16 protein-coding genes are annotated in these 21,962 nt (G+C 71.7%); 3 read left to right on the forward strand and 13 right to left on the reverse strand.

The window, feature by feature from the left end; all coding sequences use genetic code 11:
- Window positions 1-230 precede the first annotated feature (230 nt).
- The 10 genes from ACIP82_RS33450 to ACIP82_RS33495 all read right to left on the reverse strand — a co-directional run bounded on the left by ACIP82_RS33450 (window position 231) and on the right by ACIP82_RS33495 (window position 14,158).
- A complete protein-coding gene (locus ACIP82_RS33450) occupies window positions 231-1,625 on the reverse strand; it encodes a cytochrome P450 (protein ID WP_363611619.1) in 1,395 nt (464 codons plus the stop codon).
- A gap of 65 nt (window positions 1,626-1,690) precedes the next feature.
- Window positions 1,691-2,281: an ATP/GTP-binding protein gene (locus tag ACIP82_RS33455; protein ID WP_363611617.1), complete on the reverse strand. Its 591-nt coding sequence runs from the start codon at window positions 2,279-2,281 to the stop codon at window positions 1,691-1,693.
- A complete protein-coding gene (locus tag ACIP82_RS33460) occupies window positions 2,256-2,630 on the reverse strand; it encodes a DUF742 domain-containing protein (RefSeq protein ID WP_363611615.1) in 375 nt (124 codons plus the stop codon). The genes ACIP82_RS33455 and ACIP82_RS33460 overlap by 26 nt, the downstream gene beginning before the upstream one ends.
- Entirely contained in the window at window positions 2,627-3,028 is a 402-nt protein-coding gene (locus ACIP82_RS33465) for a roadblock/LC7 domain-containing protein (protein ID WP_363611613.1), read from the reverse strand. The genes ACIP82_RS33460 and ACIP82_RS33465 overlap by 4 nt, the downstream gene beginning before the upstream one ends.
- Window positions 3,025-4,320, reverse strand: a complete 1,296-nt coding sequence (locus tag ACIP82_RS33470; RefSeq protein ID WP_363611611.1) for an ATP-binding protein — start codon at window positions 4,318-4,320, stop codon at window positions 3,025-3,027. Before ACIP82_RS33470 ends, ACIP82_RS33465 begins: the two co-directional genes overlap by 4 nt.
- A 431-nt stretch (window positions 4,321-4,751) precedes the next feature.
- A complete protein-coding gene (locus tag ACIP82_RS33475; protein ID WP_363611609.1) occupies window positions 4,752-9,701 on the reverse strand; it encodes an NAD-glutamate dehydrogenase in 4,950 nt (1,649 codons plus the stop codon).
- A 287-nt stretch (window positions 9,702-9,988) separates the two neighbouring features.
- Window positions 9,989-11,614 carry an L-glutamate gamma-semialdehyde dehydrogenase gene (gene pruA, locus ACIP82_RS33480; protein WP_363611665.1) on the reverse strand — a complete coding sequence of 542 codons (1,626 nt, stop codon included), beginning with the start codon at window positions 11,612-11,614 and terminating at the stop codon, window positions 9,989-9,991.
- 151 nt (window positions 11,615-11,765) lie between these two features.
- Window positions 11,766-12,422, reverse strand: coding sequence for an HAD family hydrolase (locus tag ACIP82_RS33485; protein WP_363611607.1), 657 nt, complete (start codon window positions 12,420-12,422; stop codon window positions 11,766-11,768).
- A 97-nt stretch (window positions 12,423-12,519) separates the two neighbouring features.
- On the reverse strand, window positions 12,520-13,029 hold the full coding sequence (locus ACIP82_RS33490; protein WP_363611606.1) for a DUF6912 family protein: 510 nt from the start codon (window positions 13,027-13,029) through the stop codon (window positions 12,520-12,522).
- Between the two features lie 121 nt (window positions 13,030-13,150).
- A complete protein-coding gene (locus ACIP82_RS33495) occupies window positions 13,151-14,158 on the reverse strand; it encodes a patatin-like phospholipase family protein (RefSeq protein WP_400658958.1) in 1,008 nt (335 codons plus the stop codon).
- Window positions 14,159-14,673: 515 nt separating this feature from the next.
- Between ACIP82_RS33495 and ACIP82_RS33500 the strand changes: the two genes are divergently transcribed.
- Window positions 14,674-15,267, forward strand: a complete 594-nt coding sequence (locus ACIP82_RS33500) for an Rv3235 family protein (RefSeq protein ID WP_400658960.1) — start codon at window positions 14,674-14,676, stop codon at window positions 15,265-15,267.
- Between the two features lie 92 nt (window positions 15,268-15,359).
- Here the strand turns inward: ACIP82_RS33500 and secA are convergent, their stop codons facing one another.
- The gene (gene secA / locus ACIP82_RS33505; RefSeq protein ID WP_363611600.1) at window positions 15,360-18,122 is read right to left on the reverse strand and encodes a preprotein translocase subunit SecA; all 2,763 of its coding nucleotides are present in this window, start codon (window positions 18,120-18,122) and stop codon (window positions 15,360-15,362) included.
- 242 nt (window positions 18,123-18,364) lie between these two features.
- On the opposite strand from secA, the gene ACIP82_RS33510 reads away from it, so the two are divergent.
- Window positions 18,365-18,946 carry a GNAT family N-acetyltransferase gene (locus ACIP82_RS33510; RefSeq protein ID WP_363611598.1) on the forward strand — a complete coding sequence of 194 codons (582 nt, stop codon included), beginning with the start codon at window positions 18,365-18,367 and terminating at the stop codon, window positions 18,944-18,946.
- Between the two features lie 52 nt (window positions 18,947-18,998).
- Complete coding sequence (locus tag ACIP82_RS33515; RefSeq protein WP_400658963.1) at window positions 18,999-20,180, forward strand: winged helix-turn-helix domain-containing protein; 1,182 nt, start codon at window positions 18,999-19,001, stop codon at window positions 20,178-20,180.
- Window positions 20,181-20,217: 37 nt separating this feature from the next.
- Here ACIP82_RS33515 and ACIP82_RS33520 read toward each other — a convergent pair whose 3' ends face one another.
- A complete protein-coding gene (locus ACIP82_RS33520; RefSeq protein WP_363611594.1) occupies window positions 20,218-20,976 on the reverse strand; it encodes a response regulator transcription factor in 759 nt (252 codons plus the stop codon).
- A 216-nt stretch (window positions 20,977-21,192) separates the two neighbouring features.
- A complete protein-coding gene (hpf, locus tag ACIP82_RS33525) occupies window positions 21,193-21,885 on the reverse strand; it encodes a ribosome hibernation-promoting factor, HPF/YfiA family (protein WP_363611592.1) in 693 nt (230 codons plus the stop codon).
- Between the last annotated feature and the right edge of the window lie 77 nt (window positions 21,886-21,962).

The following is a 21,962-nucleotide window of genomic DNA, read 5'->3' on the forward strand; positions in this document are numbered from 1 at the left end:
GCAGCGGCACCGCGGCGCGGCGGTCGACGGTTCCAGCGCGGCACTCCGGGTTCCCGGGGCGGGCTTCCAACATGGCGGTCACACGGGGCTCCTTGCACGGGCGGGCAGTACGGCGGCGATCTACCCAGCCCCAGCGCGCTCAAGCGTCGATCCGTGTTGCTCCCGTCACGTGCTCCGGAGGCGCCGGATTCCGTTCGCCTCACGGCGGTTGCCCGGAATCCGGCCCCCGGTCAGAGCCGGAAGACGTCCAGGAAGGAGCTCCACCACCCCTTGTGCTTGCCCGGGGCCCGGCCGGCGGCGGGTGCGGCGGCCTGCTGGTGCGGCGTCTCGGGGGCGGCGGTCGGCCAGGCGGCCGGCCCGCTCGGGGCGGCGCCCGTGCCCGGCCCCGGGGTACGGGCGGACGTCGGGCTGAACCGCACCGGCAGCGAGACCAGTCCGCGCTGGAAGGGGCCCGGCCGCCACTCCAGACTCTGCGCGGGCACGGCGAGCGTGACGTCCGGGAGCGCGTTGAGCAGGCACTCGATCGCGGTCAGGGCGATCAACTGGGCCGGGGACTTGGCCGGGCAGGCGTGCGGGCCGGCGCCCCAGGCCAGATGAGCGCCCTTGCTGAGGGTCAGCCGGGCGTCCGTCAGCACGGGGTCGCTGTTGGCGGCGGCGAAGCTGATCACCACCGGGCTGTCCGCGGCCATCCGGACCCCGCCCACCTCGACGTCCTGCATCGGGAAGTGCGTCGCGTAGTTGGCGATCGGCGGGTTGTTCCACAGCACGTCGTCGAGGGCGTCCTCGATGCGCAGACCGGAGCCGCCGTCCGCGTTCTCACCGGACAGCAGCAGGAGCAGCGCGTTGCCTATCAGGTTGCGCTCGGGCTCGACGCCGGCGCCCATCAGCATGACCAGCTGGTCCTTGAGCTCCTCGTCGCGCAGGCCGGCCGGGTGCTGGACGAGCCACGAGGTGATGTCGTCGCCCGGCTGACGGCGCTTCAGCGCGACCAGGTCCATCAGGCAGGCGTTCAGCTCCTCGTTGGCCTGGATCACGTCCAGGCCGTCGAAGAGCGCGGACATGCTGCGGGTCAGCCGGTCGCCGATGTCGGCCGGGCAGCCGAAGAGCTGGTTGAACAGCAGCAGCGGCAGCAGCTTGGCGTAGTCGTTGAGCAGGTCGGCCCGGCCCAGCGGGCTGAACTGGTCGATCAGGTAGCCGGCGATCCGCTCGACGTGCCGGTTGAGCCGGTTGTCGTTGAGCCGCTCCAGGCTCTCGATGACGGCCTTGCGGAGCCGCAGGTGCTCGGTGCCGTCCGTGAAGAGGCAGTTGGGCCGGTAGAACATCATCGGCAGGACGGGGCTGTCCAGCGGCACCCGTCCTTCGTTCAGCGCCGCCCATCGCCGGGAGTCCCGGGCGAACAGCCCCGGGTTCTGCAGCACCCGCAGGGCGGCCTCGTGCGAGGTGACCAGGGTGGCCTCCACGCCCGGGGACAGCTCCACCGGGGCGGCGGGACCGTGGGCGCGCAGCTGGTCGTAGACCACGCCGGGGTCGGACGAGAACATCTCCCCGTACAGCGGTGTGCGCCCACCGTGCATCGGGCAGCCCGGGGGAGGCGACTGCGGGGCGGGTCGCTGCGGAGATTCCATGGGTCGTTCCTTGGAAGTGGCCCCGGGCGGGTGCGGCCCCGGGGGACGGTGACGGGAGGAGAAGGTCAGGAGGCGCGTTCGAGCAGGTGCCGAACGAGGGTCAGCAGGGCGTCGGCCGACGACCGCTGGTCCCGCGCGTCGCAGAACACCACCGGCGTGTGCGGCAGCAGGTCGAGCGCCTCGCGCAGTTCGTCCTCGGTGTAGTCGCTCTGCCGGTCGAAGCTGTTGACCGCCACGGCGTACTCCAGGCCGTACTGCTCGATCAGGTCGATGACCGGGAACGTGTCCGAGAGGCGGGTCGGGTCGGCCAGCAGCAACGCGCCCAGCGCCCCCCGCGCCATGTCCTCCCAGAGCTGCATGAAGCGCTGCTGGCCCGGCGTGCCGAACAGGTACAGCACCAGGTCGTCGCCGAGCGTCAGCCGGCCGAAGTCCAGGGCGACGGTCGTGGTCTTCTTGTCCGGCACCCCCCGGAGGTCGTCGACGCGGGTGGACGCCTGCGTCATCTTCTCCTCGGTGCTCAGCGGGGCGATCTCCGACAGGGCGCCGATCAGCGTGGTCTTGCCGACCGCGAAGTGCCCCACGACCAGGATCTTGACAGCGGTCGTCACCGCGCCCGGGACGTAGATGTCCTCAGGCGAACCGGCGTTGAAGTCCATGCAGCACCTTCTCTAGGAGTCTCGGATCCGGGGCCTGGGCCGGCGGCGGGGTCGCCCGGCGCAGCAGCCGTCCCTCGCGGATCAGGTCCGTCAGCAGCAGCCTCACCACCCCCACCGGCAGCCCCAGACGGGCCGAGACCTCCGCCACCGAGAGGTAGCCGCCGGAGCACAGTTCCCAGATCGCCACGGTCTCCGGGCTCGGCAGGGCCGGGAGTTCCTGCTCGGGAGCGACGGTGACCAGGGTGATCAGGGAGAGATCGTCCGCACTCGGTAACTCACGGCCGCCGGTGATGACATAGGAGCGTATGAAACCGCCGGCCACCCGCTGCTCCTCGCCGGGCACCGTCATGACCCGCTGTGCGTACTCTGGCGCGGCGCCGCGGTCATCGCCCGGCCGAGCGCGCCCACCTGCTGCTGCATCCGGAAGGACATCGCCTCCATGTCGACGTCGGAGGCGGTGGAGGCCGCGAGGTAGGCTCCGCTGCCGGCCGCGATCAGGAAGATCCAGCCGTGGTCGTACTCCAGGAGGGTCTGGCGCCAGGTCCCGCCGCTGCCGCCGACGAACGGGGCGACCGCCCGGCTCAGCGACTGCATCGAGCTCATCGCGGCGGCGTTGGTCTCCGCCTCGTCACGGCCGATCCCGCTGGACCGTTCGAGCAGGAGGCCGTCGGCGGAGACCAGAATGGCGTGCCGGGCACCGGGCACCTGGAGTACATCGTTGAGCACCCAGGACAGATCAGGGCTCACTGGTTCTCGGTTCCTTCCGTGGTCATGGTGTTGCGCCCGGAGAGCGTCCCGCGCTGGAACGCGCCGAGGCGGGACGCCGTCTCCTGGCCGGTGGTCCGCACCGGCTCGTCGACGCGGCCGGAGTCCTGCGGGTGCGGGACCACCGAGACGGTGCGCTGGCGGCGGCGCCGGGGCAGCCGTCCGTCCGCCGTCATCTCCGGTTCCGCCGGCTCCGGGGCCGCGGCGACCGGGGACAGGGTGGCCGGGGCGACCGGGGCGAGGGTGGCCGGGGCCGGCTCGGGCAACGACGCGAGCCGCTGCCCGGGGGCCTGCCCCCGGACCGGCAGGGGCTGCTCCGCGGGCTCACCCTGGTACTCGCCGCGCTCGGGGGCCGCCATGGGCGCGACCTCGCTGCTGAGCAGCTCGGTCGGCAGGAGCACCACGGCCCGCACGCCGCCGTACGGGGAGACCGAGTCGACGGAGACGCGGAAGCCGTAGCGGGCGGCCAGCATGCCGGAGACGGCGAAGCCGAACTTCGGGGGGTTGCCCAGGCTGGTGAGGCTGATCGGCGCGCCCGGGTTCAGCAGCGCGGCCGCGCGGTCCTTCTCCTCCTGCCCCATCCCGAGGCCGGCGTCGTCGATGATCAGGCAGACGCCGGTCGGGACGGCCTGGACACTGATCTCCACCGGGGTGTCCGGGGCGGAGTAGTTGGTGGCGTTGGCCAGCAGCTCGGCCAGCACGACGGCGACCGGCTCGACCACCTTGCTGGCGAGCGAGACGCTGACCCGGGAGTGGATCCGCACCCGGTCGAAGTGCCGGATCCGGCCCTGGGCGCTGCGGGCCACGTCGTAGACCGAGGCGACGCTCTCCCTGCGGCCCAGCCAGCCGCCGCAGAGCACCGCGATGCCCTGGGAGCGACGGCCGAACTGGCTGTTCGCGTGGTCGACCAGCATCAGGTCGGCCAGGATCTGCGGGCTGTTGCCGTACTTCCGCTGCACCTTCTCGATGACGATCTGCTGCTCGTCGGCCAGGCCCTGCAGCGTCCGCATCGCCGCCTTGAGGACGGCCTTGGTGTCCTCCTCGGCGTCCCGGCGGACCTCCGCCAGCTCGGCCGCGTACTGGCCCTGCAGACGTGCGTTCAGTGCGCTCAGGTCGTCGCGCTGACGCTGCGCCAGGGAGCTCGCCTCCTCTAGGGAAACGTTTCTCCTACGCAGGGCGAGGTTCGTCCTGCGGGCCTGGAGGGCGGCCCCGACGGCTGCGAGCACCACCACGATAAAGACCCAGAAAAAGGGTTCCTGCACAAATGACGTCATGAAACTCTCTTCAGGTGGCATCGCGTCAGGAACGGCTCCGGACCGCCCTGCGCGAATGGGACTGGCGGCCTAGCCCCTTCGAAAGACACCTGTTGTTTCATCACGTCGGTGGAGCTCTTCCGGTACGAGACCTGCGGCAACGCCTATCGCGGAGTTAGCCTACTGCAACTCCCGGCATGCCAGAACAGCTGTCAAACAGGGCAGTTGGGGCAAAACTCCGCCCCCTGCCGCCACCCCGGCAGAGAAATGCCGAACATTGTGACACGGCGTCAACCCGCACGTCACACCCAGGCCACGAACCGGTTCACGCGCGGGGTGATCGCGCCATCACCCCGCGGCCCCGGCTCCGCCGCCGCCTCCGGCCGCCAGGGCCCCGCATACGGCGGCGGGCCCGCGTCCGAAGACGCGGGCCCGCCGTTCCACCGGTTCCGTCAGCGCATCGAACCCGTGCGGAGCAGGGTGCGGATGACGCGCATGGCCACCGACAGGCTGGACAGCTCGTAGTTGTCCGAACCCCTTATGTCGTCGAGGGTGCTCTTCGCCCGGTTCAGCAGCGTGCCGTTGAGCTCCGCCCAGGCGCTGTAGCGCTCCTCGGGGGTGGCGCCCTCGGGGCCGCAGGCCAGGATGTCGGCGGTCAGCGCCGCGTGGGCCGCGAAGAGGTCCTCGCGGATGGCGGCCCGGGCCATCGACGACCAGCGGTCGGTGCGCGGCAGTTCGATGATGCGGTCGAGCAGGTGGGTGATCTGGAGGCGGTCGGCGAGGTCGTAGTAGAGCTCGGCGACCTCGGCGACGTCCTTGCCGGAACGGTCCGCGACCTCGGTGATGTCCAGGGTCGGGAAGGTCGAGGAGAGACCCGCGACCCGGGTGGCGAGCGCCTCCGGCACGCCGGCTCCGACGAGCTCGTTGTAGACGGACTCGTACCAGGCCAGGTCGTCGCCGCGGAGCGGCTTGGGCAGCGCGCCCCAGACCTGGTTGACCCGGTCGTGGAAGAACTCGATGGTGCCGGCGATGTCGAGCGGCTGGCGGCGGTTGTTGAGCATCCACCGGGTGGCGCGCTCGACGAGGCGCCGCGAGTGCAGCCGCATCTTGGTCTGGGCGTGAGCGGAGACCTGGTTGTCCAGGCCCTCGATCTCGGACCAGATCTCCTCCAGGCCGAAGACGGCGCGCGCGGCGGTGTGCGTGCGGGCGATCTCCTCGTACGTGGCGCCGGTCTCCTCCTTCAGCCTGAAGGCGAAGGTGCAGCCGCCGCGGTTGATCGTGTCGTTGACGATCAGCGTGGTGATGATCTCGCGGCGCAGCGCGTGGTTGTCGATCGCCTCGGCGAACCGGGCCCGCAGCGCGCTGGGGAAGTACTCGTGCAGCGCGGTGCGGAAGAACGGGTCGTCGGGCAGCTCGGTGGCGAGCAGCTCCTCGGCCAGGGTGATCTTGGTGTAGGCGAGCAGGACGGCCATCTCGGGCTGCGACAGGCCGCGGCCGCTCTGCTGGCGCTCGCGGATCTGGCGCTCGGCGGGCAGGAACTCCAGGGCCCGGTCGAGCTGGCCCTGGCGCTCCAGCCGGTTGATCATCCGGGAGTGGACGTTGACCATACTGGTCGCCTGGGCGACGGCGTTGGCCAGCACCACGTTCTGCGCGTAGTTGTTGCGCAGCACCAGGCGGCCGACCTCGTCGGTCATCTCGGCGAGCAGCGCGTTCCGCTGCTTGACCGTCATGTCGCCGTCGGCGACGACCTGGTTGAGCAGGATCTTGATGTTGACCTCGTGGTCCGAGGTGTCCACGCCGGCCGAGTTGTCGATGGCGTCGGTGTCGATCCAGCCGCCGGTGCCCGCGGGCCCGCCGGACGCGGCGTACTCGATGCGGCCGAGCTGGGTGCAGCCGAGGTTGCCGCCCTCGCCGACGACCCGGGCGCGGACCTGCTCGCCGTTGACCCGGATGGAGTCGTTGGCCTTGTCGCCGACCTCGGCGTTGGTCTCGGCCGAGGCCTTGACGTAGGTGCCGATGCCGCCGTTCCAGAACAGGTCGACGGGCGCCTGCAGCACGGCCTTCATCAGCTCGGCCGGGGTGAGCCGGGACTGCTCGATGCCCAGCACGGCCCGGGCCTGCGGGCTGAGCTGGATCGACTTGGCGCTGCGCGGGAAGACGCCGCCGCCCGCCGAGATCAGCGACTTGTCGTAGTCGTCCCAGGAGCTGCGCGGCAGCTCGAAGAGGCGGCGGCGCTCGGCGTACGAGGCGGCCGCGTCCGGGTTCGGGTCGAGGAAGATGTGCCGGTGGTCGAAGGCGGCGACCAGGCGGATGTGCTCGCTGAGCAGCATGCCGTTGCCGAAGACGTCGCCGGACATGTCGCCGATGCCGACGACGGTGAAGTCCTCGGTCTGGGTGTCGACGCCGAGCTCGCGGAAGTTGCGCTTGACCGACTCCCAGGCGCCGCGGGCGGTGATGCCCATGCCCTTGTGGTCGTAGCCGGCCGAGCCGCCGGAGGCGAACGCGTCGCCCAGCCAGAAGCCGTACGACTCCGCGACGCCGTTGGCGATGTCGGAGAAGCTCGCGGTGCCCTTGTCGGCGGCGACGACCAGGTAGGTGTCGTCCTCGTCGTGGCGGACCACGTCGGCCGGGTGGACGACCTCGCCGCCGACCAGGTTGTCGGTGACATCCAGCAGCGCCGAGATGAACGTCTTGTAGGACGAGATGCCCTCGGCCATCCAGGCGTCCCGGTCCACCGACGGGTCCGGCAGCTGCTTGGCGACGAAGCCGCCCTTGGCGCCGACCGGCACGATGACGGTGTTCTTCACCATCTGCGCCTTGACCAGGCCGAGGATCTCGGTCCGGAAGTCCTCACGCCGGTCGGACCAGCGCAGGCCGCCGCGGGCGACCTTGCCGAAGCGCAGGTGCACGCCCTCGACCTGCGGCGAGTACACCCAGATCTCGAACGCCGGGCGCGGGGCCGGCAGGTCCGGGATGGCCTTCGGGTCGAACTTCATCGACACGTACGCGTGCCACTCGCCGTGCTCACCGGCGTGCTGGAAGAAGTTGGTGCGCAGGGTGGCCTTGATGAGGTGCAGGAAGGAGCGCAGGATGCGGTCCTCGTCCAGCGAGACGACCTCGTCCAGCGCGCCGGACAGCTCCTCCAGGATGCCCTCGGTCAGCTCGGCGGAGCCCTGCTGGTGGCTGGGGCTCAGCCGGGCCTCGAAGAGGTTCACCAGCAGGCGGGTGGTGTGGGTGTTGTTGCGGAGCGCGTCCTCCATGTAGTCCTGGGAGAACGTGGAACCCGCCTGGCGCAGGTACTTGGCGTACGCGCGCAGCATCATCGCCTGGCGCCAGGTCAGCCCGGCGGTGAGGACCAGCTCGTTGAAGCCGTCGTTCTCGGCCAGGCCGGTCCAGGTGGCGGCGAAGGTCTCCTGGAAGCGCTCGCGAGCCTCGTCGGTCAGCTCGACGGCCTCGCGCAGCCGCAGGCCGAAGTCGTAGACCCAGGCGGTGGTGTGGTCCGAGCGGGTCAGCGCGTACGGGTGCTCGTCGAGCACCTCGACGCCCAGCCGCTGGAGGACCGGCAGGACCTCGGTGAGCGAGATCGGGCCGCCGACCCGGTAGATCTTGAAGCGGCGCTCGTCGTCGCCCGCGCCGACCGGCTGGTACAGGTTGAGGCGGAAGTCGCCCTCGCCGTGCAGCGACTCGATCTGCTTGAGGTCGGCGACGGCGGTGCGCGCGGTGAAGTCGGCGCGGTAGCCGTCGGGGAAGGCGTTGGCGTACTTGCGGGAGAGCTCGGCGGCCTTCTCCTCGCCCAGCTCGATGTGCAGCTGGTCGTTGAAGCCGTCCATCCAGAAGCGGGCGGCCTCGGCGAGCTTGCCCTCGATCCGCTCGATCTCGGCGTCGGTGAGCTGCGGCAGTTCGCTGCCCGGGGTGACCCGGACGACAAAGTGCAGCCGGGTCAGCACCGACTCCGTCGACCAGACCGTGTAGTCGATCGAGGCGCCGTTGAGCTCCTGCATCAGGATGTCCATCAGGCGCAGCCGGATGCGGGTGGTGTAGCGGTCGCGCGGCAGGTAGACCATCGCGGAGAAGTAGCGCCCGTACTCGTCCTGGCGCAGGAACAGCCGCAGCCGGCGGCGCTCCTGCAGGTAGAGCACGCTGGTGGCGATCTGGAGCAGCTCGGCGGCCGGGGTCTGGAAGATCTCGTCCCGGGGGAAGGTCTCCAGGATCTGCAGCAGGTCGCGGCCGTCGTGGCTCTCGGTGGAGAAGCCGGAGCTGGCGATGACGTCCTGGACCTTGCGGCGCACCACCGGGATGCGGCTGACCGACTCGGTGTACGCGGCGGCCGAGAACAGGCCGAGGAAGCGGCGCTCGCCGATGACCTCGCCGTTGGCGTCGAACTTCTTCACGCCGACGTAGTCGAGGTAGGACGGGCGGTGCACGGTGGCGCGGCTGTTGGCCTTGGTGAGGACGAGCAGCTTCTTCTCGTGGGCCTTGGCGCGCACCGGCGCGGAGAGCCGGCCGAAGGCCTCGCTGACCGGGTGGTGGTCCTCGTCGCGGGTGAACGGGTCGGAGCGCAGGATGCCGAGGCCGGTGCCGGCGACGGCCCGCAGGACCTCCTCGCCGTCGTGCTCGACCAGGTCGTACTCGCGGTAGCCGAGGAAGGTGAAGTGGTCGTCGGCGAGCCAGCGCATCAGCTCCCAGGCCTCGCCGACCTCCTGCTCGGGCAGCCCGGTCGGGGGCTCCTCGGCCAGCTCGTCGGCCAGCCGCAGCGCGGAGTCGCGCATCTTGGACCAGTCCTCGACGACCTCGCGGACGTCGCCGAGCACGCGGCGCAGGTCGGCCTCGATCGCGCGCAGGTCCTCGCGGTCGGTCTCGCGGTCGACCTCGATGTGCATCCACGACTCGACCACCGCGTCGGCGGGCCACTCGGTGCCGGCGGCCTGGCTGCGGGCGCAGGCGTCGATGTCGAGGATCTCCAGCAGCTTGCCGGTGATGTCACGGCGGACCACGAGCTGCGGGTGGATCACGACGTGGATCGCGCGGTCCTGGCGGGAGAGCTCGTTGGTGACCGAGTCGACCAGGAACGGCATGTCGTCGGTGACGACCTCGACCACGGTGTGGCCGCAGGACCAGCCGTTCTCCTCCACCGAGGGGGTGTGCACCCGGACCTCGGCGGTGCCCTGGGGGCGCTTGAGACCGAGGCGGTAGTGGGAGGCGGCCGCGCCGTACACGTCGACCGGGTCGCGGTCGACCAGGTCCTCGGGCGCGGTGTGGAGGTAGTAGTGGTGCAGGTACGCGGTCAGAGCGCCGTTGCTCAGACCCTCCCCCGGCGCCGCTCCCCCCACCTGGCTGTTCTCAGCGGCTGCTGCTGCCTTCTTGAGCAGTTCGGCCTTGGCTGCGTCCAGCTTGGTCTGCATGACTTCTTGGCTCCTGTCGCGCGCCGTTGCGTGACTCGGTGGTGTATGGACACGCACCGCCGGGTCACTCGCAATCCTGCCCCACCACCCGGCTGAAAGGCCTCCATGGCACGCATGAAACACCTTTACAGCGGGTAGGACGAGACGTTCGGCCTGCGGAACCACCCGACGACGCCAGCCAGCCTAACGGGCTGAAACGAAGGTGTCAGGGGACAGGGAGGCGCAAACCCGCAGGAAGATCCGTCCGTCCTGGACAGCATGTCCAAACCGGTCCGTCATGTTCGCCATCAGCCCATATGCGGGTAGCCGTGGGCGGTCGGCGGGACGAAGGTCTCCTTGATGGAGCGTGCCGAGGTCCACCGCAGCAGGTTCTGCGCGGCGCCCGCCTTGTCGTTGGTGCCCGAGGCCCGGCCGCCACCGAACGGCTGCTGGCCGACCACCGCGCCGGTCGGCTTGTCGTTGATGTAGAAGTTGCCCGCGGTGAAGCGCAGTTCCTCCACCGCGCGGGCGATCGCGTAGCGGTCCTGGGCGATCACCGCGCCGGTCAGCCCGTACGGCGCGCCGCCGTCGACCCGCTTGAGGACGTCGTCCCAGCGGGCGTCCTCGTAGACGTGGACGGCGAGGACCGGACCGAAGTACTCGGTCCGGAACATCTCGTTGCGGTGGTCGGAGGAGACCAGCACGGTCGGGCGGACGAACCAGCCGATGGCGTCGTCGTACTGGCCGCCGGCCGCCAGCTCCACGGTCGGGTCGCTCTTGGCCCGGTCGATCGCGTCGCGGTTCTTGTCGAAGGCCCGCTGGTCGATCAGCGCGCCCATGAAGTTGGACAGGTCGGTGACATCGCCGACGGCCAGCGCGTCCACCTCGGCCAGGAAGTCGTCCTTGATCTTCTGCCAGAGGCTGCGCGGCAGGTAGGCGCGGGACAGCGCGGAGCACTTCTGGCCCTGGTACTCGAAGGCGCCGCGGATCAGCGCGGTCTTCAGGATCTCCGGGTCGGCCGAGCGGTGGGCGAGCAGGAAGTCCTTGCCGCCGGTCTCGCCGACGATCCGCGGGTACGTCCGGTAGGTGCCGATGTTGGCGCCGATGGTCTGCCAGAGCGACTGGAAGGTGGCGGTGGAGCCGGTGAAGTGCAGACCGGCGAGGGCCGGGTCGGTGAGCGCCACCGGGGAGAGCTGCTGCCCGTCACCGGTCACCATGTTGATCACCCCGGGCGGCAGCCCGGCCGCCTCCAGCAGCCGCATCAGGTAGTACGCGGCCAGCGTCTGGGTCGGGGCCGGCTTCCAGACCACGGTGTTGCCCATCAGCGCGGGCGCGGTCGGCAGGTTGCCCGCGATGGCGGTGAAGTTGAACGGGGTGATCGCGTAGACGAAGCCCTCCAGCGGGCGGTGGTCGGTGCGGTTCCACACCCCCGGTGAGGAGAGCGGCTGCTCGGCCAGGATCCGGCGGGCGAAGTCGACGTTGAACCGCCAGAAGTCGATCAGCTCGCAGGCGGAGTCGATCTCGGCCTGCTGCACGGTCTTGGACTGGCCCAGCATGGTCGCCGCGTTGAGGGTGTCCCGCCAGGGCCCGGCCAGCAGGTCGGCGGCGCGCAGGAAGACCGCCGCCCGGTCGTCGAAGGAGAGCGAACGCCACTGCCGCCCGGCGGCGAGCGCGGCGTCCACCGCGGCCCGGGCGTCCTCCCGGGTGGCGTTGCCGAGCACGCCGAGCTTGGCGGCGTGGTGGTGCGGCTGGACGACGTCGATCCGCTCGCCGCCGCCGAACCGCTGCTCGCCGCCGATGGTCATCGGCAGCGGGATCTGCTCGGCCGCCAGCTCGTCCAGCCGGCGCACCAGCCCGGCCCGCTCCGGGCTGCCGGGCGCGTAGCCCCGCACCGGCTCGTTGCCCGGGGTCGGGACCTGGGTGACTGCGTCGATGGGCATGGCGGCTCCGCTCGTCGTACTGATTGACCTGGCGTCAATCCAGACTGACGAGGGACGGGCCGGTTCGCCCGCTCAGACACGCCACCGGTGGACGTGGTTCACGCCACGCCCACCGCACCGGGCCCGCGCGGGTGCCGGACCCGCCTCAGCCGGCCAGCCGCCCGGCCAGCTCGACCGCCTCCGCGAGGCTGTCCACCACCGGCACCCCGACCGGCTCCAGCTTCGCCCGGGTGTGCGAGCCACCCGTGTACAGCACCGCGTGGGCACCCACGCCCAGCGCCGCCAGCGCGTCGTCCGCCGCGTCGCCGATCAGCACCGTACGGGCCGGGTCCACATGCTCCCCGAGCGCGGCCAGATGCCTGGTCAGGTGCTGCGCCTTCTGGCCGCCGGACGGGCCGCTGCGGCCGTCCACCCGCAGGAACTGGCCGGTCAGGCCGAACGTGTCGACCACCGGCAGCAGCCGCTCGTGGTTGTACATCGACAGCAGCGACTGGCTGTGCCCGGCCTCCCGCCAGCCGCTCAGCAGCTCCAGCGCGCCCTCGGTCAGGCCGCAGGCCGGGCTCAGCTCCACGTACCGGTCGTGGAACACGTCGTCCAGCCGCAGCCACTCGGCCTCGGAGGGCATCCGGCCGAGCAGCCGCTGGTAGAAGCGGGGGATCGGGATCTCGTACTGCTCGCGGTACTCCTCCATGGTCATCGGCCCGATGCCGATGGTCGCGAACGCGGCGTTGCTCGCGCCGAGCACCGCCTCCATGTCGTGGAAGAGCGTGCCGTTCCAGTCCCAGACGATATGAGTGCGCACGCAGGGAACGGTAACGCCGGTCACCGCCGCACCGGTAGGCCGGGGCTCGCCCCAGGGGCTCCCCCGGCCAGGCCCTCGCCGGTCAGGCCCTCGCCGGTCAGGCCAGCAGGGCGGGGATCTCCTGGGTCGCGAACCAGAGCAGGTCGTGGTCCTCGGCGCCGTCCACGGTGAACTGGGCGTCCTGGTCACCCGCGTCGGCCGCCGCCACGGCCGCCACCGCCGCCTCGACGTCCGCGACCACCTCCTGGTCGGCCACGTCCGCGTGCACCGCGGCCGCCTTCGCCAGCCGGACCGGACCGGCCAGCACCACCCGGCCGAGCGAGGCCTGGTCCTGGTACTCGTCACCGGGGAACGGCTTCACCGCCGAGTCGGCGACGTCGAGCGCCACCACCACCCGGCGGCGCGGCGCGTCCGGCTCCGCGGCCAGCAGCCGCAGCGAGGACTGGGCGGCCCGGTTCAGCGCCGCGTACTCCAGCTCCTCGATGTCGTCGCTGACGTACCACTCGCGCAGCGCGGGGGTCACGGCGTACGCCACGGACTGCTCCAGGGCGCCGCCCGGGTGCGCCGCCGCCAGGCCGTTCAGGGTGGTGGGCACGTACACGCGCATCGGTGGCACTCTCCGGTTCGTCCAGCGGCACAGCTTCCAGCGCCCCCAGAATAAGCGCCGGAGCGCGCCCGTGATCACCGGTCGGCGGCGCGCGCCCCCGGTCCGGTCCGGGCCGGGCGTCTCACCGCACGCCCGCCAGGGCCGCCCGGCTGGTGCACAGCGCGCTCTCCAGCACCGCGCCGCGGCGGGCCGGGTCCATCATGTTCGGGCCCATCACCGTCAGATCCGCCAGGGTCGGCGCGAGCACCCGCACCCGGACGCCCTCCGCCCGCAGCAGCCGGGTCTCGCGCAGCAGTTGCCGGGTCACCGCCCGCCGGTAGCGGCTGACCAGCTGGGCCAGCACACCGCGCGGACGGTCCCGCGCGCGCCACTCGCGCAGCGCCGCCAGGGTGCCCCGGCCGGGTTCGGCCCGCCCGCGCGGGTGCAGCCGCAGCGCCATCGGGGCGAGCACGTAGACCTCGTCCAGGGCGCGGCCGAGCAGCAGGTCCGCGTTGGTGGCCGACCAGCAGCCGCCGTCCACGTACGCGGAGCCGTTCAGCCGCACCGGCGCGAACCAGCCGGGGATCGCGCAGGAGGCCATCACCGCCTCGGCGACCTCGGCGGGCGGCGCGCCCGGGTCGCCGAAGACCACCCGGTGGCCGTTGCGGTAGTCCACCGCCGCCACCCGCAGGGCCGAGCCGTCCGGCCAGCCGCCCGGGCCGTGCAGCCCGTGCACCAGCTCGCCGACCGACGCCAGTGAGCCGCGGCCGTGCGGCGCCATCGCCGACACCATGGTCAGCAGCGGGTACTCGCGCGGGTGCCGGACGGCGTCCCGCAGCAGGCCGGGCGAGCCGATACCGGCCCGTGGGCGCGGCGGCAGCGCGCCGCCGACCGCCGTGTCGTAGTCGAACGCCGCGCCGGCCAGCGGGCCGCTGGTGACCGGCAGGCCCCGCTGGTGGTCCCGGAGCTGTTCGGCGCCCACACCGCCGGCGAGCATCGCGCCGAGGATCGCACCGGCCGACGTTCCCAGGAGCACGTCGGCGCTGCCCGGCCGCCAGCCGGTGGCCTCCTCGACGGCGCAGAGCGCCCCGACCGTCCAGGCGGCGCCCAGCATCCCGCCACCGCCCAGGACCAGGCCGCGCCGGGGCACGCCCTCGGCGGGCGGGGCCGTCGCGCCGTCGTCCGTCCCGGTCCGCCTCTCCGGAGCCTCCGCCTGGGCCTCCGCGGCCGCTGTCGCCGGGGTCCGGGCCCCCGTGGCCGCTGCCTCAGGGGCCCCCGCGGTGGAGGCCCCTGTCGCCGATGCCCGTGTCGCCATGTCGGCCGCCTGTCGTCGTCGGGGCGCTGTCGTCCTCTCTCCGCGGTACCCGGTCCGGCTCCGATCCTGCGCACCGACCGCCGGACGGCGCAACGGCGCACCCCGGGTGACCGCCACCCGGTCCGGCGTACCGGACCGTCCCCTTTCGTGCCTTCCCGGCTGCCCCCGCACGTCAACCGCGTGCCCGTCCGATTGGGCCGGTCACCCGTCGTCGCATTGGCCAGTTCACCCGGATAGGTGAACTTTCGGGCGGGCCGACGGGCAGCGGCGAACCCGGTTGCCGCCACGCGCGGGGCGCCGTTACCAAGGACCCGTCCACAGCCGCCCCCACCCCCCACGAGGACCGGACCATGATCCACCGCACCACCCCGGCGACCCCCGTCCCCCCGACGGCCCTACCGGCCCCCGAGGCCCCCGCCACCACTACCGCCGCCACGACCGGCACCACTACCACCACGGGCACCGCCACCGCCCCGAGGACCGGCCTCCAGGCCCGTCCTCACCACCATCTGCGCTCCACCGGCCGGTCCGCCTGCGCCGCCCGGACCGGCCACCACCCGCCCGCGGACCGGCGCCCGCGCCACCCCCGCGCCGCCTGCTCCGCCGCCCCCGGCCACGATCCCCGCGCCGCGCTGACCACCCGCTTCGCCCACCAGCTGGTCGAGGTGCTGACCGGTGCCCGGCCGTCCGGCCAGCTGCTGCGCCACACCACCCTGGACGGTTACGGCCAGCTCGCCGCCCTCGTCCGCACCGGCGCCCTGCGTCGCGGCGGCGCCACCGGCCGGCCCCGCCTCGGACCGGTGCACGACCGATCGCCCTCCCCCGACGCGGTCGAGGCCTGCGTCCGGGTCGATCTCGGCAACCGGCACCACATGGTCGCGTTCCGGCTGGAGCAGCGCGGGCCGGCCGGACAGTGGCAGTGCACCGCCGTGGAGACCCGGTGAGCACCCTGACGGCGCCGCCGCCCGCGCCAACGGCGCAGGGCGCCACCCCCGTACGGGAGCGGCGCCCTGCGTGGCGTCGAAGCGGCCTGCGATCAGGCCTTGCGGCGACGGCCCTTGGCCGACTTGGCGGCCTTGCGGCGCTCGGCGCGGGTGAGCCCGTCGCCCTCGTCCTCCGGCGCGAGGTCCTCGAAGTCGCCCTCGACGACACCGCCGCCGACCTCGTCCGAGGGGGCCGTGTAGTGCAGCCGCTGCGGCTTGGGGGCCTCCAGGCCCTTGGCCTTGATCTCGGGACGGGCGGCGTCCTTCTCCAGCTTGTCGAGCACCACCGCGGCGTCCTCGACCGGCACCTCCTCGACCTGCTGCTCGACCTGGACCTCCAGGTTGAACAGGTAGCCGACGGACTCCTCCTTGATGCCCTCCATCATCGCGGTGAACATGTCGAAGCCCTCGCGCTGGTACTCGACCAGCGGGTCGCGCTGCGCCATGGCCCGCAGGCCGATGCCCTCCTGGAGGTAGTCCATCTCGTAGAGGTGCTCGCGCCAGCGGCGGTCCAGCACCGAGAGGACGACCCGGCGCTCCAGCTCACGCATGATCTCCGCGCCGAGCTGGTCCTCGCGGGCGCCGTACTGCGCCTGGATGTCCTCCTGGACGGCCTTGGTGAGGAACTCCGAGGTCAGCCCTGCGACGCCGCCGGCCTCCTCCTCCAGCTCCTCCAGGTCAAGGGTGACCGGGTAGAGCTGCTTGAGCGCGGTCCAGAGCTTGTCGAGGTCCCAGTCGTCCTCGAAGCCCTCGCCGGTGGCGGCCTTGACGTACGCCTCGACGGTGTCGTCCATGAAGTGGCCGACCTGCTCCTGCAGGTCCTCGCCCTCCAGCACGCGGCGGCGCTCGCCGTAGATGACCTCGCGCTGGCGGTTCAGCACCTCGTCGTACTTGAGGACGTTCTTGCGGATCTCGAAGTTCTGCTGCTCGACCTGGGTCTGCGCGGAGGCGATGGCGCGGGTGACCATCTTGGACTCGATCGGCACGTCCTCGGGAACGTTGGCCATCGAGAGCACGCGCTCGACCATGCCGGCCTTGAACAGGCGCATCAGGTCGTCGCCGAGCGAGAGGTAGAAGCGGGACTCGCCCGGGTCGCCCTGACGGCCGGAACGGCCGCGCAGCTGGTTGTCGATCCGGCGGGACTCGTGCCGCTCGGTGCCGAGGACGTAGAGGCCACCGGCCTCCTTGACCTCGTCCTGCTCGGCCTTGACGGACGCCTTGGCCTTCTCCAGCGCGGCCGGGAACGCGCTCTCGTACTCCTCCGGGGTGTCGACCGGGGTGATCCCGCGCTGCGCCAGCTCGGCCGCCGCGAGGTGGTCGGCGTTGCCGCCGAGCATGATGTCGGTACCGCGGCCCGCCATGTTGGTGGCGACGGTGACGGCGCCCTTGCGGCCGGCCTGCGCGACGATCTGCGCCTCGCGCTCGTGGTGCTTGGCGTTCAGCACCTCGTGCGGGATGCCGCGCTTGCGCAGCTCCTGCGACAGGTACTCGGACTTCTGCACCGACACGGTGCCGACCAGCACCGGCTGGCCCTTCTCGTGCTTCTCGGCGATGTCCTCGACCACGGCGGCGAACTTGGCCGGCTCCGACTTGTAGATCAGGTCGGGCTGGTCGATGCGCAGCGGCGTCCGGTTGGTCGGGATCGGCACCACGCCGAGCTTGTAGATCTGGTGGAACTCGGCCGCCTCGGTGGTGCCGGTACCGGTCATGCCGGACAGCTTGTCGTAGAGGCGGAAGAAGTTCTGCAGGGTGATGGTGGCCAGCGTCTGGTTCTCGTTCTGGACCTCCACCCCCTCCTTGGCCTCGATCGCCTGGTGCATGCCCTCGTTGTAGCGGCGGCCGGCGAGGATACGGCCGGTGTGCTCGTCGACGATCATGACCTCGCCGTTCATCACGACGTAGTCCTTGTCCGCCTTGTACAGCTCCTTCGCCTTGATGGCGTTGTTCAGGAAGCCGACCAGCGGGGTGTTCACCGACTCGTAGAGGTTGTCGATGCCGAGGTAGTCCTCGACCCGGGAGACGCCCTCCTCCAGCACGCCGACGGTGCGCTTCTTCTCGTCGACCTCGTAGTCGCGGTCGATCTTGAGGCGCTGCACCAGCTTGGCGAAGTCGGCGTACCACTTGGTCGCCTGGTCCGCCGGGCCGGAGATGATCAGCGGGGTACGGGCCTCGTCGATGAGGATCGAGTCGACCTCGTCGACCACCGCGAAGTTGTGGCCGCGCTGGACGAGTTCGTCCTTCGACCAGGCCATGTTGTCGCGCAGGTAGTCGAAGCCGAACTCGTTGTTGGTGCCGTACGTGATGTCCATCCCGTACTGGCGCTTGCGCTCGGCGGGCGTCATGTTGCCCAGGATCACGCCGACTTCGAGGCCCAGGAAGCGGTGCACCCGGCCCATCCACTCCGAGTCGCGCTCGGCGAGGTAGTCGTTGACCGTGATCAGGTGCACGCCCTTGCCGGTCAGCGCGTTGAGGTAGGTCGGGAGGGTACCGACCAGGGTCTTGCCCTCACCGGTCCGCATCTCGGCGACGTACCCGTGGTGCAGGGCCGCGCCACCCATGATCTGGACGTCGTAGTGCCGCTGGCCGAGCACGCGCTTGGCGGCCTCACGGACGGTGGCGAACGCCTCGGGGAGGATGTCGTCCAGGGTCTCGCCGTCAGCGAGCCGCTGCTTGTACTCGTCGGTCAGCGCGCGCAGCTCGGCGTCGGTGAGGTTGACGAAGTCCTCTTCGATGGAGTTGACCTGGGCAGCAATCCGCTGCAGCTTGCGAAGGATCTTGCCTTCGCCGGCGCGCAGGATCTTGTCGAAGACGGACACTTGAGCGGGCTCCTTGCCTGTATTGGCACTGGACGACTGCACGGCGGGTTCACCCCACCGCACGGGCCATCGTATGCGAGGAGTCCAATGCCCCGGGAGGTGCGTCAGCACGCTATTCCCGTGTCACCCGCGCGAGCACATGCCCCGATAGCGCCGCCCACCGGGGCAAAACGGTCAACCACCCCGGCGACCGGGCCTTTAATCGGATGCACGGATTCCTCTCTGCACGGAATAATCCGGCCATGGCAGAGACCACAGAACCCCGGGAAGAGCCCGCCGTCGAGCCCGTCACCCTGACCACCGCGCGGCTGGTGCTCAGGCCCCCGCGGGAGGCCGACGTGGACGCGGTCTTCGCGGCCTGCCAGGACGCGGACATCCAGCGCTGGACGGTCGTGCCGAGCCCCTACCGCCGCGAGGACGCCGAGTACTTCGTCAACGACCTCGGCACGAACGGCTGGCGCACCGGTGCGGCCCTCGTCTGGTGCGTCTTCGAACGCGGGTCGGACGCCCTGGTGGGTACCCAGGGGCTGGTCCGCCGGCCCGGTGACGCGGGCGCCGCCGAGGTCGGCTGGTGGACGGTCAAGGAGTACCGCGGCCGCGGCTACGCCGTCGAGGGCGCCCGCGCGGTGGCCCGTTACGGGCTCACCGAGCTGGGTCTGCGCCGTCTGGAGTGGCAGGCGTACGTGGGCAACGACGGCTCCCGCGCGGTGGCCGAGAAGGTCGGCTACCGCTTCGAGGGCACCCTGCGCTCGTACGCCGAGCAGCGCGGCGTGTTCCACGACGCCTGGGTCGCCTCGCTGCTCGCCACCGACCTCGACGACTGACGCCTCCCCGCCCCGGCCGGGGCTGTCGGTGCCCCCGTCTACGCTCGCCGACATGACCGTCACGACTCCCGTCACGACCCTCAGCGCCGACGACGCCCGCCGGATCGCCCTGCGCGCGCAGGGCCTGCTCGGCGCGCCGGACCGCCGGTCCGGCGTCCGCGGGGTGCTGCGGCACCTGGGCGCCGTCCAGCTCGACACCATCTCGGTGCTGGCCCGCTCGCACGAACTGGTGCCGTACGCGCGCCTCGGCGCGGTCGGGCGGCCGGCGGTCGAGGCGGCGTACTGGGGCGCGGGGGCGAGCTTCGAGTACTGGTCCCACGCGGCCTGCGTCCTGCCGGTCGAGGAGTGGCCGCTGTTCGCGTTCCGGCGCCGCCGGTACCGCGACCGCGGCCACCTCTGGGGCCACCAGGTCACCCCGGAGACGTACCGGCACGTGCTGGACAAGCTGCGCGCCGAGGGGCCGCTCACCTCCACCGAGCTGGGCGGCGCCAAGAAGACGGCCGAGTGGTGGGACTGGTCCGACACCAAGATCGCGGTGGAGCGGGCGCTGGCCTTCGGCGACGTGGTCTGCACCGAGCGCCGGAGCTGGAAGCGGGTCTACGCGCTGGCCGAACAGGCGATCCCCGCCGAGTTGTTCGGCTCGGACCCGACCGACCGGGAGTGCCTGCGCACCCTGGTCGCCCAGGCCGGCGCCGCGCTCGGCGTGGCCACCAGGGCCGATCTCCAGGACTACCACCGGCTGCGCGCCGAGGAGTTGGACCCGGTGCTCGCCGACTCCGGCCTCGTCCCGGTGGAGGTCGCGGGCTGGGGCCCGGCCGGCGCGCCGGCCGCGGCCTGGGCCGACCCGGCCGCACTCGACGCCCCGCCGCGCGGGCGGCACCGCACCACGCTGCTCTCGCCGTTCGACTCATTGGTCTGGGACCGCCCGCGCACCGAACGGATCTTCGGCATGACGCACCGGCTGGAGGCCTACACGCCCCGGCACAAGCGGGTGCACGGCTACTTCGCGATGCCGCTGCTGGCCGGCGGCAGGCTGGTCGGCCGGGTCGATCCGGCCCGCGAGGGAAGGACCCTGGTGGCGCGTCAGGTGTCCCTGGAGGCGCCGCGCCACGTCGAGGCGCTGGCGGTCGCGCTGCGCGAGGCCGCCGACTGGGTGGGCTGCGACACCGTCCGGGTGGAGGCGCTGCACGACGAGGCGCTGCGCCCGGCCCTGGAGAAGCGGCTCGACGGCTGAGGACCGACGACGGAGGCCCCCGCCCCCCGCTCGGCCGTCAGCCTATCTCGAGGATCTTCTCCCGCATCGCGTAGACCACGGCCTCCATCCTGGAGTGCAGTTGGAGCTTCTCCAGGATGTTGCGCACATGGTTCTTCACGGTGTTCTCGCTGATGAACAGCTCCTTGGCGATCTCCCGGTTGTTCATCCCGGTGGCCACCAGCTTCAGCACCTCCAGCTCCCGGTCGGTCAGCCGGGGCGCCGGCACCAGGTCCCGGTCGTCGGAGCGGCGCTGGATCATCGACTTGAACTCGGTGAGCAGCTTGGAGGCCATCGACGGGCTGATCTGCGACTGCCCGTCGGCGACCGCCCGGATCGCGGTGGCGACCTCGTCGGTGGAGATCTCCTTCAGCAGGTAGCCGGTGGCGCCGGCCTTGATCGCCTCGTAGAGGTCGGCCTCCTCATCGCTTATCGTCAGCATGATGATCTTGGTGCTGGGCACCACGTCCTTGATCGCGGTACACGCCTCGATCCCGCTGCGCCGGGGCATCCGGACGTCCATCAGGATGATGTCGGGCAGCAGGTCCGCCGCCTTCAGCACGGCCTCGGCCCCGTCCCCCGCCTCGCCGATGACCTTGATGTCCTCTTCCTCCGCGAGCACGATCTCCAGGCCCCGGCGGAACAGGGCGTGGTCGTCCACCACCAGGACGCGGATCGGCTCCCCTCGGTGCGGGGCGTACTCGGGCTGCCCCCCAGGCCCCGGTGACACCCCCCTGACCGGCCCTGTGGCGGGCCCCAGCCCGAAGTGATCCCCCATCCGCTCCTCCCCCGTCGCCGGTCGTCGTGCGCCAATCATTCCACGCCGCGGGCCCCCTCCGGTCACCCTCCGCCGCCGATTCCCCCGCACAGGGTGACCCCGCCGAACCCCCTGCCCGCCGCCCGCCCGGCGCGCGGTGCCGCCACGGCCCCCGAAACGCCGGTGACCCCGGCGGCCACGGCCGCCGGGGTCACCTCTCCAACACTGCCCGGACGGTCAGTCCTCGTCGTCGGACCCACCGATCGCACCACCGGCGCCGGCCCCCGCCCCGGCCGAGCCGTCGGCCTTCAGGTGGATGACACCGTAGTTGTAACCGTGCCGGCGGTAGACGACGCTCGGCAGGCCGCTGTCCTTCTCCACGAAGAGGTAGAAGTCGTGGCCGACCAGTTCCATCTCGTAGAGCGCCTGGTCCAGCGCCATGGGGGCGGCCGGGTGGGTCTTCTCCCGGACCACCAGCGGGCCTTCGCCCTCCACTTCCAGGGATCCCATCATGGTCTTGCGGACGGCTCCGTTGGTCTCGCCCTCGTGCCGCGTCGTGTCGGGCAGCGCGGCCAGGGCCGCGGTCGCCTCGGCGACGCTGATGGGGGTGCGGCCGTTGCCGCCCTTGTGCACCCGGCGCCGGTCTGCGGACTTGCGCAGCTGCGCGTCGAGCTTCGCCGAAGCCAGGTCGAGCGCCGCGTACGGGTCCCCGGCGGCGGCCTCGGCCCGGATCACCGGTCCACGAGTACGGAGAGTGATCTCCACCCGCTCGGACCGGTCGGCCTGACGCGGGTTGTGCTCCTTGGACACCTCGACGTCGAGGCTGATCACCTTGCCGTCGAACTTCTGGACCTTCTCCAGCTTCTCGGCCACGTGCTCGCGGAACCTCTTGGGCACCTCGGTCTTGCGGCCCTTGACGACGATGTCCACGCAGAACTCCGATCCCTCGTGCTGACGCCGATCCGGGTGCTACCGGATCGGGCTGAGACCCAGCTGGACCAGCCAAT

Source organism: Kitasatospora sp. NPDC088548 (assembly GCF_044753005.1).
GTDB lineage: Bacteria > Actinomycetota > Actinomycetes > Streptomycetales > Streptomycetaceae > Kitasatospora.